The sequence below is a fragment of the Chryseobacterium sp. CBo1 genome, from assembly GCF_001693475.1.
Lineage (GTDB): Bacteria > Bacteroidota > Bacteroidia > Flavobacteriales > Weeksellaceae > Chryseobacterium > Chryseobacterium formosense.
Genome location: NZ_MAUH01000011.1, coordinates 69,485 through 84,242, shown reverse-complemented (window position 1 = coordinate 84,242; position 14,758 = coordinate 69,485). Strand labels below are relative to the sequence as shown.

The following is a 14,758-nucleotide window of genomic DNA, read 5'->3' as shown; positions in this document are numbered from 1 at the left end:
CTGGTTAAAACTCAAATAATTAATTTGCTATTTAAAAAATATTTCATAATTTTGCAGTCCGAAAAGTAGGCTTATCTAATGTGAGAATGGATAACCTGCTGAATAATAATGCTTCCAAACTCATTAATTATTCAAATTTAAAAAATAAAAAATGGCTAAAAAAGTCTTTAAAATGGTAAAACTTCAGGTGAAAGGTGGCGCTGCTAACCCTTCTCCACCGGTAGGTCCAGCTTTGGGTTCTGCAGGTGTGAACATCATGGAGTTTTGTAAGCAATTTAACGGGAGAACCCAAGATAAGCCAGGACAAGTTTTACCTGTAGTAATTACAGTGTACGAAGACAAATCTTTTGAATTCGTAATCAAAACTCCTCCTGCAGCAATCCAGTTGATGGATGCGGCTAAAATCAAAGGTGGTTCCGGAGAACCAAACAGAAACAAAGTAGGTGCTGTATCTTGGGCTCAGGTTCAGAAGATCGCTGAAGACAAAATGACTGACCTTAACTGCTTTACAATGGATTCTGCTGTTTCTATGGTTGCAGGTACTGCAAGATCTATGGGATTAAGAGTAACAGGAACTAAACCAACTTTTAACGCTTAATACTATTAGAAATGGCAAAATTGACTAAAAAGCAAAAGGAAGCTGCTAGCAAAGTAGAAAAAGGAAGAATCTATAACCTTGAAGAAGGTTCAGCTCTTGTAAAAGAAGTGAACACTGCAAAGTTTGATGCTTCTGTAGATATCGCTGTAAGATTGGGTGTAGATCCAAGAAAAGCAAACCAAATGGTAAGAGGTGTTGTATCTCTTCCTCACGGAACTGGTAAAGATGTTAAAGTTTTGGCTTTAGTAACTCCGGATAAAGAAGCTGAAGCTAAAGAAGCTGGTGCTGATTATGTAGGTCTTGATGAATATTTACAAAAAATCAAAGAAGGTTGGACAGATGTTGACGTGATCGTTACAATGCCGGCTGTGATGGGTAAATTAGGACCATTGGGTAGAGTATTAGGACCAAGAGGTTTAATGCCAAACCCTAAATCAGGTACTGTAACTATGGAAATTGGTAAAGCAGTAACTGAAGTAAAAGCTGGTAAAATTGACTTCAAAGTAGACAAATACGGTATTATCCACGCTGGTATTGGTAAAGTATCTTTCGATGCTGCTAAGATCAAGGAAAATGCTCAGGAATTGATCTCTACTTTGATCAAAATGAAGCCAACTGCTGCTAAAGGAACTTACGTAAAGTCGATCTATTTATCTTCTACAATGAGTCCTGGTATTGCAATCGATACTAAATCTGTTAACTAATATTAAATCCTTAAGACAATGACAAAAGACCAAAAAGTTGTAGCGATACAAGAGATCAAAGACTTGCTTCAGGATGCTAAAGTAGTATATGTTGCAGATCTTGAAGGATTGAATGCTGGTAAAGCTTCAGACTTCAGAAGACAAGCTTTCAAGCAGAATATCAAAGTAAAAGTTGTAAAAAATACACTTTTACAAAAAGCAATGGAGCAGATTGACGGAGTAGATTTCTCTGAAATGTTCCAGACTTTCAAAGGTAACTCTGCATTAATGATTGCTGAAACAGCAAACGCTCCTGCAAAACTTATCAAAGATTTCAGAAAGAAAGATGAAAAGCCAGCTTTAAAATCGGCTTTCGTACAAGAAACTTTCTATGTTGGTGACAACAACCTTGATGCTTTAGTAAGCATTAAGTCTAGAGAAGAAATGATCGGTGAAATCATCGGATTACTTCAGTCTCCAATCCAAAGAGTTGTTTCTGCTCTTCAAAACAAATCTGAAGCATCAGAAGCTAGCGCTGAAGAAGCTGCACCTGCAGTAGAAGAAGCTCCGGTTGCTGAAACTCCAGAAACTCCGGCTGCTGAAGGAGAAGCTCCAGCTGCTGAATAATAGACTCTCAAAAAATTAAATAAAACAATCAACAAAAACATTACAACAATGTCAGATTTAAAAAATTTAGCTGAAACGCTAGTAAACTTAACAGTAAAAGACGTAAACGAATTAGCAACTATCCTTAAGGATGAGTACGGTATCGAGCCTGCTGCTGCTGCAGTAGTAATGGCTGGTCCTGGTGCTGGTGAAGCTGCTGAAGAAAAGACTGAATTCGACGTAATTCTTAAGTCTGCAGGTGCTTCTAAATTAGCTATCGTTAAATTGGTAAAAGATTTAACTGGTGCTGGTCTTAAAGAAGCTAAAGATATCGTAGACGGTGCTCCTGCTCCATTGAAGCAAGGTATCTCTAAAGACGAAGCTGAAGCTCTTAAGAAGCAATTAGAAGAAGCTGGTGCTGAAGTAGAATTGAAATAATTTTTCAATTTTTAAATATAAGAAGCAACTACATTTTGTAGTTGCTTTTTTTATGTAACATATAGTATTTCTTATCATAGATCAATGTGTAATCGATTACATTGTTGTATATTTGCATTCGAAAAATTCTTTTCACATTCCCTACTAATAATCTACAGAAAAATTATAACCTTTTAGTATTCTAAAGGGATGTATATTTTTGTGTTCATTTTAAAAATTACGTACAGGTAGGGATTGGAATTTGTTTTTTGAAACTCTGAACAACAAAAACACTTTAACTCTATGAAAGAGAAAACATTCAAAATGACTTTAAGAAGTATTACCCTATTTCTTTTTTGTCTTTTAAGTAAAAACCATCATGCACAAACAGTATTTTTTGAAGACTTTGGTGTAAGCCATACTCCAAATTCAACAAATGATTATGGAAGAAAAAAATCAGACTATGTTCCGACAGGAAATTTCAGCTACGGAACTTCTAAAGCCAACACAACTAATTTTGAACCCAGCAATATAGATAATTCTTATTATGCTGTTGTAGCTCCTGAATTTATCTACTCCGGAGTAATTCCGGGATTTTATTTCTGGACTTTAGCAGATCCTTCTACATCTCCATTTGAAGGGGCAAATCGATATGCAGAAGATCATACTCTGGGAGACAGTCATGTTGCAGTTCTGGCGATCAATGCACAAACTCCAAACACTGCTTTTTATGAAAGGAATTTTAGCTTTACGGCAGATTCATATTATGAAGTTTCTTTTTGGATATATGTCGTAAATCCTACAACACAGGTGAAATTATCAATGAAGGATCCTGTTTCAGGAGTTGAACTTGGTGGAGTTTCTACCGGAGCAATTGCTTCTCAGTCTGCTAATTGGCAAGAGTTTAAGCTTAATTTCAAAACTCCGGCGACACGTTGTGAGAATACTGTTGCTAAATTATCCTTACAAAATATTTTCCAGGGAGGCACAGGAAATGATTATTACATAGATGATATTGCTGTCAAAAAATTATCCGTGCAACCGATTACATCGGATTTCACATTTACTTGTCCGATAAATTCAGTTGTTGCTGACACAGATGGTGATGGCATTGCTGATGATTTAGATATGGATTCTGATAATGACGGGATATTAGATATCAATGAGTGTCCTGATCTTGTTGTTAATAAAGATTTTAATTCTACTAATGGGACTACCGTGACTTTCGATGCGCCCGCTGCAGATCTCGGGTTTGTATTTGATGTTTATACGCTCGATAATTCTTTTAATCTGAATATTAATGGAGTTAATTTAGCTTTGAATGAAATAGAATTTCAGCCCGATCAGACAGATAACATCAGATTCAAAGATGGTTCTCATTACGGAAGCGGGGGTATTCCACAGATTTACCAGATGACCGGAAATGCTTCTAATCCTCTGGTCAGAATAATTATTCATAAAAACGGAAGTGTCGAAATGTACGGAAGTAAGTCTACAAACGGACATTTATATCCTTTACAACTTTACAATGGAAATCATTTTAATACAATCAATTGGCATAGAACGGGTAGTAATACTGTTGTTTTAAAGCAACATGTTGTCAGTGTAACTTACATTACAGGAAACGGAAGAGGAGTTAAGAATGGTTTTTGTGATCCTGATGGTGACGGTATTTCCAATCAGTTTGATACAGACAATGATGGTGATGGATGTCCTGATGCCATCGAAGGGTCAGAACTTGTAAAATATGACCAGGTACATCCGCTAAATCTATTAGCTGATAATCCTGACTATAAATACAGAGGACAGATAAAGGTTTTAGCAGATGGTGTTACGAAAGGGAATCCGGGTCAGGTTATAAGTAAATCACCACTTGCCAACGGAGTTCCGGAATTGGTGAATCCAGCAGCAGATAATACTTCAGGAAATAACGGTATTGCAGATAATACGGATGAAATACCTACTTCAGAAGCAGGTCAAGGGATTGGATCAAGTCAGAATTTTACCGTAAACGCATGTATATGTTATAATCCTGCAAATACTTCGGGAACTCCTGTCCTAAAAACTCAGCATGGCATTACATCTTTAAACAGAGCAGATTCTACTTCAGAAAAGTGGCCAGGAGTAAGAAAAGGTGCATGGACAGCCTTAGAATCTAAAACTAAAGGATTCGTGCCTAACAGATTAACTGCAGCTCAAATCAGTTTGATTCCTGAAAGTGACCTGAGAGAGGGAATGATGGTATACAATATTACAGATGATTGCCTTCAGGTTAATACAACCGGAACAGCATCCGGTTGGAAATGCTTCACTACACAAACATGTACAACAATTAATTAATTTTAAAATGAAAAATTTAGCTATAATTATTTTCTCAGTATTCTCCATGACTGTTTTTTCGCAAGTTGCAATAGGAAAGTCATCAGTTTCAAGTAATGCGGTTTCTCTTGAGTTTGGAGATCAGCATCGTGGTCTTCTTCTACCTTGGGTAGACAAAACAGATGATGTTATAGGAGCGGTAAACGGAACCATGGTTTACACTCTTAATGATAAAAAAGTAAAAGTAAAATATGCAAGTGGGTGGAAGGATCTTTCAGTAAATACGGAAGGAACAACGATTGATCCTGTAACATTTGTGGATGGAACTGCAATTCAGAATACGACTGATGAAAATTCTACTGCAAAAGTCTCTATCGGTACGCCTTCATCTACACCTGGAATTCTGGTTTTGGAAGATACCGATAAAGCAATGATATTGCCAAAAGTTGCAGACCCTAATCGTAATATTGTGAATCCTTCACCCGGAATGATGGTGTACGATACTACAAAAAAACTTCTGGCTGTATTTAATGGAAGTGTTTGGTCGTACTGGCGTTCATAAATTCTTTAATATTCTAATAGCAGACCGGATGTGATAAATCCGGCTGCTTGTTTTATTTCAATAATATATTCAATCAACGGAATTGTTATTGACAGAAAGTAATTAAGACGAATTGTAATTTCTAAAAATTGTGAATTATATATGAATTTTTTTAATCTTTTTGTGTAATATTTTAATTATTATTTATGATTAACCTATTATTAATGAAAATTATTTATGATTGAACGCATAATATGCATATATTTGTAATCATTATTTGACTGTCTATTAAAATCAAATCAAATCAAATTGAGAAAACTATTTAAATCAAGAACATTTGCGGGTTATGCTGCTATATTACCAATCGTATTTTGTCTGTTTTGTTCGTTACTGAATGCTCAGTCTAAAGATTCTGCAAAAGTGAGTCCGAAGGCAAGTATTAGTCTGAAAGATGGTGCAACTCTTTTTTCTGCTGATGAATCTTTCAACCGTCAGATTTCAGGGAAAAAAATTATTCGCGATAAAGCGACTGTTGCTTATCAGAAAAATAAAGAAGAAGGCAAAAATTTAGAAATGACCACTCCAAAAACAGGGAGTTGTCATGTTACAAAAGATTCAGCGAAAGAAAAGAAAAAAGAAGAGCCTGCAAAAAAAGATAAAAAGAAAATATCTTATTTTTTCCTAAACAATAAATTTACGATGAATTACTGTTAATATTGTTTTGAAATTTAGTTGTGGCACAAACTTTGAAAGCTGTGTTCAACCATTAAATCATTTATTATATATCTTTCAGATTATAAAATTCCCCAACATATGTTGAGGAATTTTATTTTAAGATTATGTAAGATTATCGTTTTGTATATAATTTTAATTAAAACCTTATTTTAGGCATAGAAATTGTTTGCAAAATACACAACATACCTAAACCAAATCATCACTATATTAATTTTAAAATCCCCATAGTTTTATGATAAACTGGGGATTTTCTCTTTTGATCTTATATGATTTCATTGTTCTTTTTCAATTTTTCTGTTTTATTTCGAATAGAAATTTCATTATAGGCAAGTATTGATTAAAATCGTTGTGCTTTTGATTAATTATAAAACCATACAAAGTGAAATATATTTATCGCACATAAACAATTATGTCCTATTTTCAGGCAATTAAACTTAAATTTAATATTGATTTTCATTTTATAATCAAATATTATTGTTATTTTTGCAATTCCCTAACTGAACGTGATTGAAAAGAGATTTACTAAATCTGAATTTTGAATTTAAAAATTCAAGCTTTCGAAAAAGCCTGATATTTCTTTGTATTTGCAGCTTTTTGGTATTTATTTCTTTTAATCAGACTTTGCGTGCTCAAGTTGAGAATGGGAATAGCCATGATGCAACAATCGTTTTGAGTCAGGGAGCAGTGGTTTATAGTGCAGATGCGGAATTCAACAAGCAAATAAGCTCAGGCAAAATCACTTTAGACAATGGATCTGTTTCGTATGATGCTCAGAAAGATGTTTTAGTTGCTGGGGTTAAGCAATCGAAGAACTTTGATAATAAAGCTAAAATTGCGGAAAGTAAGAACCAAAAGGAGGAGCTAAAAAAAATTCGTAAAAAGATTCAGGATTTTGAAACTCGCCAAAAAAGTTTTCCAGTTAAACAACTTCAGGTATTTCCTTCTCAACAGGATATTATTTCTCTTTCAGGTGTAAATCTTGAATATTTATCGCCGGGTCAGCAACATCATGATCTGAATAAATTTTTTATCTCAGATAAGCTTTATCAAGACAAAGTTGCATTCAATCAGGAGCAAAGACAAAAAATTACAAATTACAGCGAGCAGGCTGTTAATTTCTTTTATGCAAATGCCTTTTCTGTAAGGCCTCCGCCTGTATTCTTTACAGTTTATTATATTTAGAGCTTCTAAAAGTTCATCAATCAAGTAATGGTAATTCTTTACAGCTATAAAGATCAAGTTTTTATAGTTGAGGATTTCTATTGCTCTTACGCAACAATATTAAAAACAATAATTATTCAAATGAAAAAATGTTACTCAAATTTGATAGTGAGTAAGCTGCAATTATTTGCATTGCTTTTTACTGCAGGTTTCGTTTTGGCACAACAAAGTGTTGAACAAGAAAAAGAAACGAAAGAAGATGTTGTAATTTCTTACAACACACCATTTTCCTATTCGCTTAATCCGAATGTAAGCTGGGAACTTAAAAACTCAACTGGAGATCTGATCAATCAAGGTAAAGGCGATTTTGTAAATAAAGCGTTTACTGTTCCCGGAAACTATGTTTTGTCTATCCAACAAAAACACGCACACAATGAAGAGTCGTGTGATCATGACCAATATCCTTCAAAATTAAACATTAAGGTAAGTAATACTAAAATGGATTTTGACTGGTCTACACTGAAATTTTCAAAAAATATTGCAGATGGACAGTCGTCAAAAGGAATAACTGTAACTGTAGATGTGCTTTATTCTTCTGCTGAAAATGAAAACGCAGTTTACGAGCATGGTTTTAAAACTGCAGGTGTAGGTACTTCTATTGTAGGAACGTTGAAGGACAAAAAAACAATTTTAAAACCGGGAGTCAATAAACTTGCTTTTTTGCTTGATGGGGTAGCAGAAAAAGGAAATTATATAATGCTGGACTTTAAAGATGTTAACGGACAAGTACAGTCATATACTTTAACTCAAAAAATTAAATAAAAATGATGAAAAATATATATGTCTTAACGGTATTTTCGCTTTTTATAACCGGGATTTTGTCCGGCGTAAAAGCGCAATATTGCGTCTCGGGTTGTAATTCAAATACGTTTGTGTACAGTACCGATCCTAATACTTTAGAATATGATAACCTGATAAGCACTTTTCACTCTTCTTTGGCAAAAGAAAAAGATGGGACCTTTAAAGTGTGGGGTGAAGGTACATCTGCTAGCGGCGGAAATTTATTTTCTCCAACCGTAATAGGTGCGGCTGCCAATTTTGTGTATACTGGAACTCCGCTAAAAGTAGCAGGAGGTAGTAATTCTACTACTGTAAAGCAGTTTGCTCTACTTACTACTGATGGCTTATATGTTTGGGGAAGTAATGGTACGGTTGGACAATCGTCTAATGGAGCCTTAATAGCTCCTGCCATAAAGGCTGATTCTAATTTTGGTAAGATTTCTGTCAATGGTAAAGCAGATGGTTTACCTGCAGGAGTTGTACCTAGCGATGTTAAGATGATGTTTGGTTCATACCGTACTTTGGCTATTGTAACTTGTACTGGTGCTGCTTGGGTTTTATCTTTTAATGGAAATAAGAATGGTGACGGTACGGCAGAAAATGCTACAAATAATGTGATATGGCATCGTGTTAAAACAGCCGATACAGGAAATCCTGATTTGGCTAATGTTGTAGTGATGAGAGGAACTCCTAATGCTTTATTTGCTTTAACCTCAACAGGGAAGCTTTATACTTGGGGAACGGGTACTTATGTGAATGGTAGTGCTGCTGCAAACAGAACTTTTGCAACTGAAGTTACGGTTCCTTCTGGAGTTACTCCTAAAATGATAGGAATGACTCAGAGTGGTACTGCTCAGACTTATTATCTTTTAGGAACTAATAATAAATTGTACGGAATGGGTGGTAATAACCAAAAACAGCTAGGAGACGGAAGTACAACGACAAGAACAACCTGGGTTCAGCCACAAAAAATTACAGATCAAGCGGGGCAAGGAACTGGTGTTTTAGAGAATATAGTTTGGTTTTCTGCAAATGAGCATGACAATTCTAGTGCTGCTGCTATAAATGTTTTAACAACTAATAATAAGCTGTGGGCGTGGGGATCTAATTCTGGAAATATGATTGGAGGAACATCGGGTACTGGAGCTTATGATCCCATCTATATGCCCGGACAAACGACTGCTGCTAACGGTTTAAATTTAACTGATGAAGTTGTTGCTGTTGAAACCGGAGGTCATACAACTGTTAATGTGAAAAAATGTTCTCAGTACTTTGGTTATGTAGGACATAAAACTAATGGAAGTATGGGGGACGGGTCAACAACTCCTCCTGCTGATCCAAATCCAAATACGTACAGTTATTCTACTGCTATTTTGATAGTTTGTGGTGCAGATGCAGGTCCGAGAATTCAGAATTTAAATATCTGTCAGGGTACAACGGCTAACTTAAATAATGCTGTTCAGGAAGCGAACCCTAGTGAAGTAGAATGGCATGCTACAAATGATGTAACCAGTCCTGTTATTACCAATGTTACAGCGGTTGGCCCGGGAACTTATTATGGCTTTTTCACGGTAGCCTCAGGAAAGTGTAGAGTTGTAGGATCTGTAATTACTGTTGCTTACTATGATGCCGCAGGTGCTTATGCCAACAATTGTACATGTACGAAAGATGGGTCTACAATAACCGGTGGTGCGCCAACAAAATTTGGAATTACGACGCTAAATAAATTGTCGATATGGCCGGAAGCTGTACCGAACGGTTTCGTCGCTTTGGAATCAAAAGATAAAGGGTTTGTTATTACTCGTGTTGCAAATTCAGGAGTAATTACTGAACCTAAAAAAGGAATGCTGATATATGATATAGCGGATCAGTGTGTGAAATTATACAACGGATCATTCTGGAGATGTCTGAAAAAAAGCTGTAATGATTATTAATTTAAACTTAAAAAAATGAAACTAAATAATATACTTGTAGGTTTTTTAATTTTTGGTGGATGTCTTTTCAATGCACAAATTGCTATTGGTAAACAGTCGGTTAACGGAGTTAATACGATTTTAGATTTTACCGGAGCAACTGCTACGGAAGCTTCCACAGATCCTGCAACAACCAATGAAAATGGGATCATTCTTCCTGCAGTAACTGCTTCACCTTCATATGCCGTAACTGCGCCAACGACAAACAATCCTAACAATGGGACATTTGTTTTTGATCGTGCATTAAGAATGGTCAGAATGTTTACAAACGGGGCTTGGGTAAATTTATCTGATGCTGCTGGGAATGATATTCCTGCTGATCTTAATAACCCGAGTACAGGTTTGAATGGAGGTGTGATCATCGGTTCAAGTACGACGGCTGCTTCCGGGGTACTGGTTTTAGAATCTGCTGATAAAGCAATGGTTTTGCCACACGTAAGAAATCCTCATACAACAGTGAAAAGTCCTTATCCGGGGATGATGTGCTATGATACACAAAGCAACTCACTTGCAGTGTATGATGGTGTAAAATGGAACTACTGGAAATAATTCCTGAGTATTGCTTTGATCCTGACTGGATTTTAAAGCAGATTTAAAAATAAATTCATAACCACTTCAAAATGAAGTGGTTTTTTATTGCATATAAAATTAAAATTATGTAAATTTGCATTCTCTTTTGGCGCTAAAATTAAACATAATACAGTAATCTATTGAAAATCAACTCTTTCATAAATTTGAAAGGGTGTTTCTTGTTTTTGTTGTATTATCGTCTTTTTAACTCCATTAGATAAAAATAAAAATATTTTGCACTACACTGTGAAAAGATATACCAGTGTTGCAGTTAGATATCGAAAGACAAAAGAAACAAGGTAAAAGAAACATACATAACGGCGCCAAAGTTATATATTCCTTTAATCTTTTTACTTTTTTCTTGGCTCTTGATTATCTGATATTTTTGAATAAAAACAAAATATTTTTTAACCCTTTCTTAAAAGTTTTATGAGTAAAACAACATCAACAACTAGGGGAGTGGAGAGAATTAATTTCTCTTCGGCTAAAGGAAAAATCATTACTCCGGATTTCTTGGATATCCAGTTGGAGTCATTTAAAGATTTTTTCCAGTTAGATACACTTCCTGAAGACAGAAAGAAAGAAGGTTTGCACAAAACCTTCCAGGAAAACTTTCCAATTACCGATTCTAGAAACCAGTTTGTACTTGAGTTTTTAGATTATTTGGTAGATTCTCCACGTTATTCGATCGACGAGTGTGTGGAAAGAGGTTTAACGTATTCAGTTCCTCTAAAAGCGAGACTTAAATTGTATTGTACGGATCCTGAACATGAAGATTTTCAGACGGTTGTACAGGATGTTTATTTAGGTCCGGTTCCTTATATGACTCCTTCTGGTTCATTCATTATCAATGGAGCAGAGCGTGTTATCGTAACTCAGTTACACAGATCTCCGGGTGTATTCTTCGGACAGACTTACCACGCCAACGGAACTAAACTTTATTATTCAAGAATTATTCCTTTCAAAGGATCTTGGATGGAATTTACAACCGATATCAACAGCGTAATGTACGCGTATATCGACCGTAAGAAAAAATTACCATTAACAACTCTATTAAGAGCAATCGGTTTTGAATCTGATAAGGATATCCTTCAGATCTTCGATCTTGCTGAAGAAGTGAAAGTTTCTAAAGCTGCCCTTAAAAAAGTAGAAGGAAGAGTATTGGCTGCGAGAGTATTGAACACTTGGTTCGAAGATTTCGTAGACGAAGATACCGGTGAAGTAGTTTCTATCGAAAGAAACGAAATCATCTTAGATAGAGAAACAGTTCTTGAAAAAGAACATTTGGATCTAATTCTTGATGCTGGTGTGAAATCTATCCTGATTCACAAAGAAAACAGCAACGAGTTCTCTATCATTCAGAATACATTACAGAAAGACCCTACAAACTCTGAAAAAGAAGCTGTAGAATATATCTATCGTCAGTTAAGAAATGCAGATCCACCCGATGAGGAAACTGCAAGAGGAATCATTGAAAAATTATTCTTCTCTGAGCAAAGATATTCATTAGGTGAAGTTGGACGTTACAGACTAAACAAAAAGTTAAATCTTAAGATTCCTACAACTACCGAAGTTCTTACAAAAGAAGATATTATTGCTATCGTAAGACATTTGATTGAGTTGGTAAACTCAAAAACAGATGTTGATGATATCGATCACTTATCAAACAGAAGAATTAAAACTGTTGGTGAGCAATTGGCAGGACAGTTCGGTGTAGGTCTTTCAAGAATTGCAAGAACAATTAAGGAAAGAATGAACGTTAGAGATAACGAAATCTTTACTCCGCTTGATCTTGTTAATGCTAAAACGTTAACATCAGTAATCAACTCGTTCTTCGGTACCAACCAGCTTTCTCAGTTCATGGACCAAACCAACCCGCTATCAGAAATCACGCACAAGCGTAGACTTTCTGCACTAGGACCTGGTGGTTTATCAAGAGAAAGAGCAGGTTTCGAGGTTCGTGACGTTCACCATACGCACTACGGAAGAATTTGTCCGATTGAAACTCCGGAAGGACCAAATATCGGTTTGATTTCATCTTTAGGAATTTATGCTAAAATCAATACTTTAGGTTTCATCGAAACTCCTTACAGACAAGTAAATGAAGGTAAAGTTGATTTAAATGCTGATCCGATTTACTTAAATGCAGAAGACGAAGAAGATAAAGTAATTGCTCAGGCAAACGTTGAATTGAGCGATAGCGGTGACTTCGAAACAGACAGAATTATTGCAAGACTTGATGGTGATTATCCTGTAGTAGAGCCTACTCAGGTAAACCTTATTGATGTTGCTCCGAATCAGATTTCCGGTATTTCAGCTTCGTTGATTCCTTTCTTGGAACATGATGATGCGAACCGTGCGTTGATGGGATCAAACATGATGCGTCAGGCTGTACCATTGTTGAAGCCACAGGCTCCGATTGTAGGTACTGGTCTGGAACAGCAGGTTGCAAAAGATTCTAGAATTTTGATCAATGCTGAAGGTACAGGTATTGTAGAATATGTAGATGCTGATAAAATTGTTATCAAATATGAAAGAAGCGAAGACGAAGATTTAGTATCATTCGAATCTGCTACGAAAACATATAACCTTACTAAGTTCAGAAAAACCAATCAAAGTACAACCATTACCCTAAGACCAAACGTAAGAGTAGGGGATACAGTGGAAAAAGGACAGGTGCTTTGCGACGGTTATGCTACAGAAAACGGAGAATTGGCTCTTGGTAGAAACTTAGTGGTTGCGTTCATGCCTTGGAAAGGTTATAACTTCGAGGATGCGATCGTAATCAACGAAAAAGTTGTACGTGAAGACTGGTTTACTTCAATCCACGTAGATGAATATTCTCTAGAAGTTCGTGATACCAAATTGGGTATGGAAGAACTGACGGCAGATATTCCGAACGTTTCTGAAGAAGCTACGAAAGATCTTGACGAGAACGGTATGATCAGAATCGGTGCTGAAGTGAAGCCAGGAGATATTATGATTGGTAAAATCACTCCAAAAGGTGAATCTGACCCGACTCCTGAAGAAAAACTTCTTAGAGCAATCTTTGGTGACAAAGCTGGTGATGTAAAAGACGCTTCATTGAAAGCCGATTCTTCATTAAGAGGTGTTGTGATCAACAAAAAATTGTTCTCTAGAAACATTAAAGACAAAAAGAAAAGAACTGAAGAAAAACTTAAACTTGAAGAAATTGAAAACACTTATAAGGCTAAGTTTGACGAGTTGAGAAATAGTTTAATTGAAAAATTAAATACTTTGGTTAGCGGTAAAACTTCTCAGGGAGTTACCAACGACTTAGATGAAGAAATCATCGGTAAGGGTATGAAATTTACTCATAAATTATTGACTTCAGTTGAAGACTATGTAAACGTAAGCGGTGCAGATTGGACTGTTGACAATGATAAGAATGAATTGATCAAACAATTGATTCACAACTATAAAATCAAATTCAACGATATTCAAGGAGTTAAAAACCGTGAGAAATTTGCAATTTCAATCGGAGATGAGCTTCCTGCTGGTATCATGAAGTTGGCTAAAGTGTATATCGCTAAAAAACGTAAACTTAATGTAGGAGATAAAATGGCAGGTCGTCACGGTAACAAAGGTATCGTTTCGAGAATCGTTCGTGAAGAAGATATGCCATTCCTTGAAGACGGAACACCGGTAGATATCGTATTGAATCCACTTGGGGTACCTTCGCGTATGAACATCGGTCAGATCTATGAAACTGTTCTTGGATGGGCAGGTAGAAAATTAGGATTGAAGTTCGCTACGCCAATCTTTGACGGAGCAAGTCTTGATCAGATTACAGAGTACACTGAGAAAGCAGGTCTTCCTAAATTCGGTCACACTCACCTTTATGATGGTGGTACCGGAGAAAGATTTACACAGGCTGCAACAGTTGGTATCATTTATATGCTGAAACTTGGTCACATGGTTGATGACAAAATGCACGCACGTTCTATCGGTCCTTACTCATTGATTACTCAGCAGCCATTAGGAGGTAAAGCTCAGTTTGGAGGTCAGAGATTCGGAGAGATGGAGGTTTGGGCTCTTGAAGCATTCGGAGCATCGAATATCCTTAGAGAAATCCTGACTGTGAAGTCAGATGACGTGATTGGTAGAGCAAAAACTTATGAAGCGATTGCGAAAGGTGAAGCAATGCCTGAACCAGGTATTCCTGAATCTTTCAACGTATTACTTCACGAGTTACAAGGTCTTGGATTAGACGTAAGATTGGAAGAATAATTAATTTGAAATTCGAAATTTGATATTGAAATTGATGCGCAGAGCGTATAGCTGATTTTAAATA

Annotated in this window: 12 protein-coding genes; all 12 read left to right on the top strand. The window is 36.0% G+C overall.

Features of this window, described 5'->3' with window-relative positions; translation table 11 throughout:
- Positions 1-151 precede the first annotated feature (151 nt).
- The 12 genes from rplK to rpoB all read left to right on the top strand — a co-directional run bounded on the left by rplK (position 152) and on the right by rpoB (position 14,694).
- Entirely contained in the window at positions 152-598 is a 447-nt protein-coding gene (gene rplK, locus BA768_RS08535) for a 50S ribosomal protein L11 (protein WP_034679146.1), read from the top strand.
- Positions 599-609: 11 nt separating this feature from the next.
- On the top strand, positions 610-1,302 hold the full coding sequence (rplA, locus tag BA768_RS08530) for a 50S ribosomal protein L1 (protein WP_034679149.1): 693 nt from the start codon (positions 610-612) through the stop codon (positions 1,300-1,302).
- Positions 1,303-1,320: 18 nt separating this feature from the next.
- The gene (rplJ, locus tag BA768_RS08525; protein ID WP_034679151.1) at positions 1,321-1,908 is read left to right on the top strand and encodes a 50S ribosomal protein L10; all 588 of its coding nucleotides are present in this window, start codon (positions 1,321-1,323) and stop codon (positions 1,906-1,908) included.
- Positions 1,909-1,956: 48 nt separating this feature from the next.
- On the top strand, positions 1,957-2,325 hold the full coding sequence (gene rplL, locus BA768_RS08520) for a 50S ribosomal protein L7/L12 (protein WP_034679154.1): 369 nt from the start codon (positions 1,957-1,959) through the stop codon (positions 2,323-2,325).
- Positions 2,326-2,607: 282 nt separating this feature from the next.
- Positions 2,608-4,644: a hypothetical protein gene (locus tag BA768_RS08515; protein WP_065720399.1), complete on the top strand. Its 2,037-nt coding sequence runs from the start codon at positions 2,608-2,610 to the stop codon at positions 4,642-4,644.
- A gap of 7 nt (positions 4,645-4,651) precedes the next feature.
- Positions 4,652-5,185, top strand: coding sequence for a hypothetical protein (locus BA768_RS08510; protein WP_065720398.1), 534 nt, complete (start codon positions 4,652-4,654; stop codon positions 5,183-5,185).
- A 288-nt stretch (positions 5,186-5,473) separates the two neighbouring features.
- The gene (locus BA768_RS08505) at positions 5,474-5,878 is read left to right on the top strand and encodes a hypothetical protein (RefSeq protein WP_065720397.1); all 405 of its coding nucleotides are present in this window, start codon (positions 5,474-5,476) and stop codon (positions 5,876-5,878) included.
- 642 nt (positions 5,879-6,520) lie between these two features.
- Positions 6,521-7,081: a hypothetical protein gene (locus tag BA768_RS08500; protein WP_123947086.1), complete on the top strand. Its 561-nt coding sequence runs from the start codon at positions 6,521-6,523 to the stop codon at positions 7,079-7,081.
- Between the two features lie 147 nt (positions 7,082-7,228).
- Positions 7,229-7,882, top strand: coding sequence for a hypothetical protein (locus BA768_RS08495; RefSeq protein WP_123947085.1), 654 nt, complete (start codon positions 7,229-7,231; stop codon positions 7,880-7,882).
- Between the two features lie 2 nt (positions 7,883-7,884).
- Positions 7,885-9,834 carry a hypothetical protein gene (locus tag BA768_RS08490; protein ID WP_065720395.1) on the top strand — a complete coding sequence of 650 codons (1,950 nt, stop codon included), beginning with the start codon at positions 7,885-7,887 and terminating at the stop codon, positions 9,832-9,834.
- Between the two features lie 15 nt (positions 9,835-9,849).
- Positions 9,850-10,422 (top strand): hypothetical protein, encoded by a 573-nt coding sequence (locus BA768_RS08485; RefSeq protein ID WP_065720394.1) that lies wholly within the window; start codon positions 9,850-9,852, stop codon positions 10,420-10,422.
- A gap of 450 nt (positions 10,423-10,872) precedes the next feature.
- The gene (gene rpoB / locus BA768_RS08480; RefSeq protein WP_065720393.1) at positions 10,873-14,694 is read left to right on the top strand and encodes a DNA-directed RNA polymerase subunit beta; all 3,822 of its coding nucleotides are present in this window, start codon (positions 10,873-10,875) and stop codon (positions 14,692-14,694) included.
- Positions 14,695-14,758 lie beyond the last annotated feature (64 nt).

Excerpts from the sequence above, each read along its gene's own strand:
- rplL (WP_034679154.1), top strand. The coding sequence starts at position 1,957 with ATGTCAGATTTAAAAAATTTAGCTGAAACGCTAGTAAACTTAACAGTA.
- BA768_RS08490 (WP_065720395.1), top strand. The coding sequence starts at position 7,885 with ATGATGAAAAATATATATGTCTTAACGGTATTTTCGCTTTTTATAACC.
- rpoB (WP_065720393.1), top strand. The coding sequence starts at position 10,873 with ATGAGTAAAACAACATCAACAACTAGGGGAGTGGAGAGAATTAATTTC.
- rplK (WP_034679146.1), top strand. The coding sequence starts at position 152 with ATGGCTAAAAAAGTCTTTAAAATGGTAAAACTTCAGGTGAAAGGTGGC.
- BA768_RS08485 (WP_065720394.1), top strand. The coding sequence starts at position 9,850 with ATGAAACTAAATAATATACTTGTAGGTTTTTTAATTTTTGGTGGATGT.
- BA768_RS08515 (WP_065720399.1), top strand. The coding sequence starts at position 2,608 with ATGAAAGAGAAAACATTCAAAATGACTTTAAGAAGTATTACCCTATTT.
- rplA (WP_034679149.1), top strand. The coding sequence starts at position 610 with ATGGCAAAATTGACTAAAAAGCAAAAGGAAGCTGCTAGCAAAGTAGAA.
- BA768_RS08510 (WP_065720398.1), top strand. The coding sequence starts at position 4,652 with ATGAAAAATTTAGCTATAATTATTTTCTCAGTATTCTCCATGACTGTT.
- rplJ (WP_034679151.1), top strand. The coding sequence starts at position 1,321 with ATGACAAAAGACCAAAAAGTTGTAGCGATACAAGAGATCAAAGACTTG.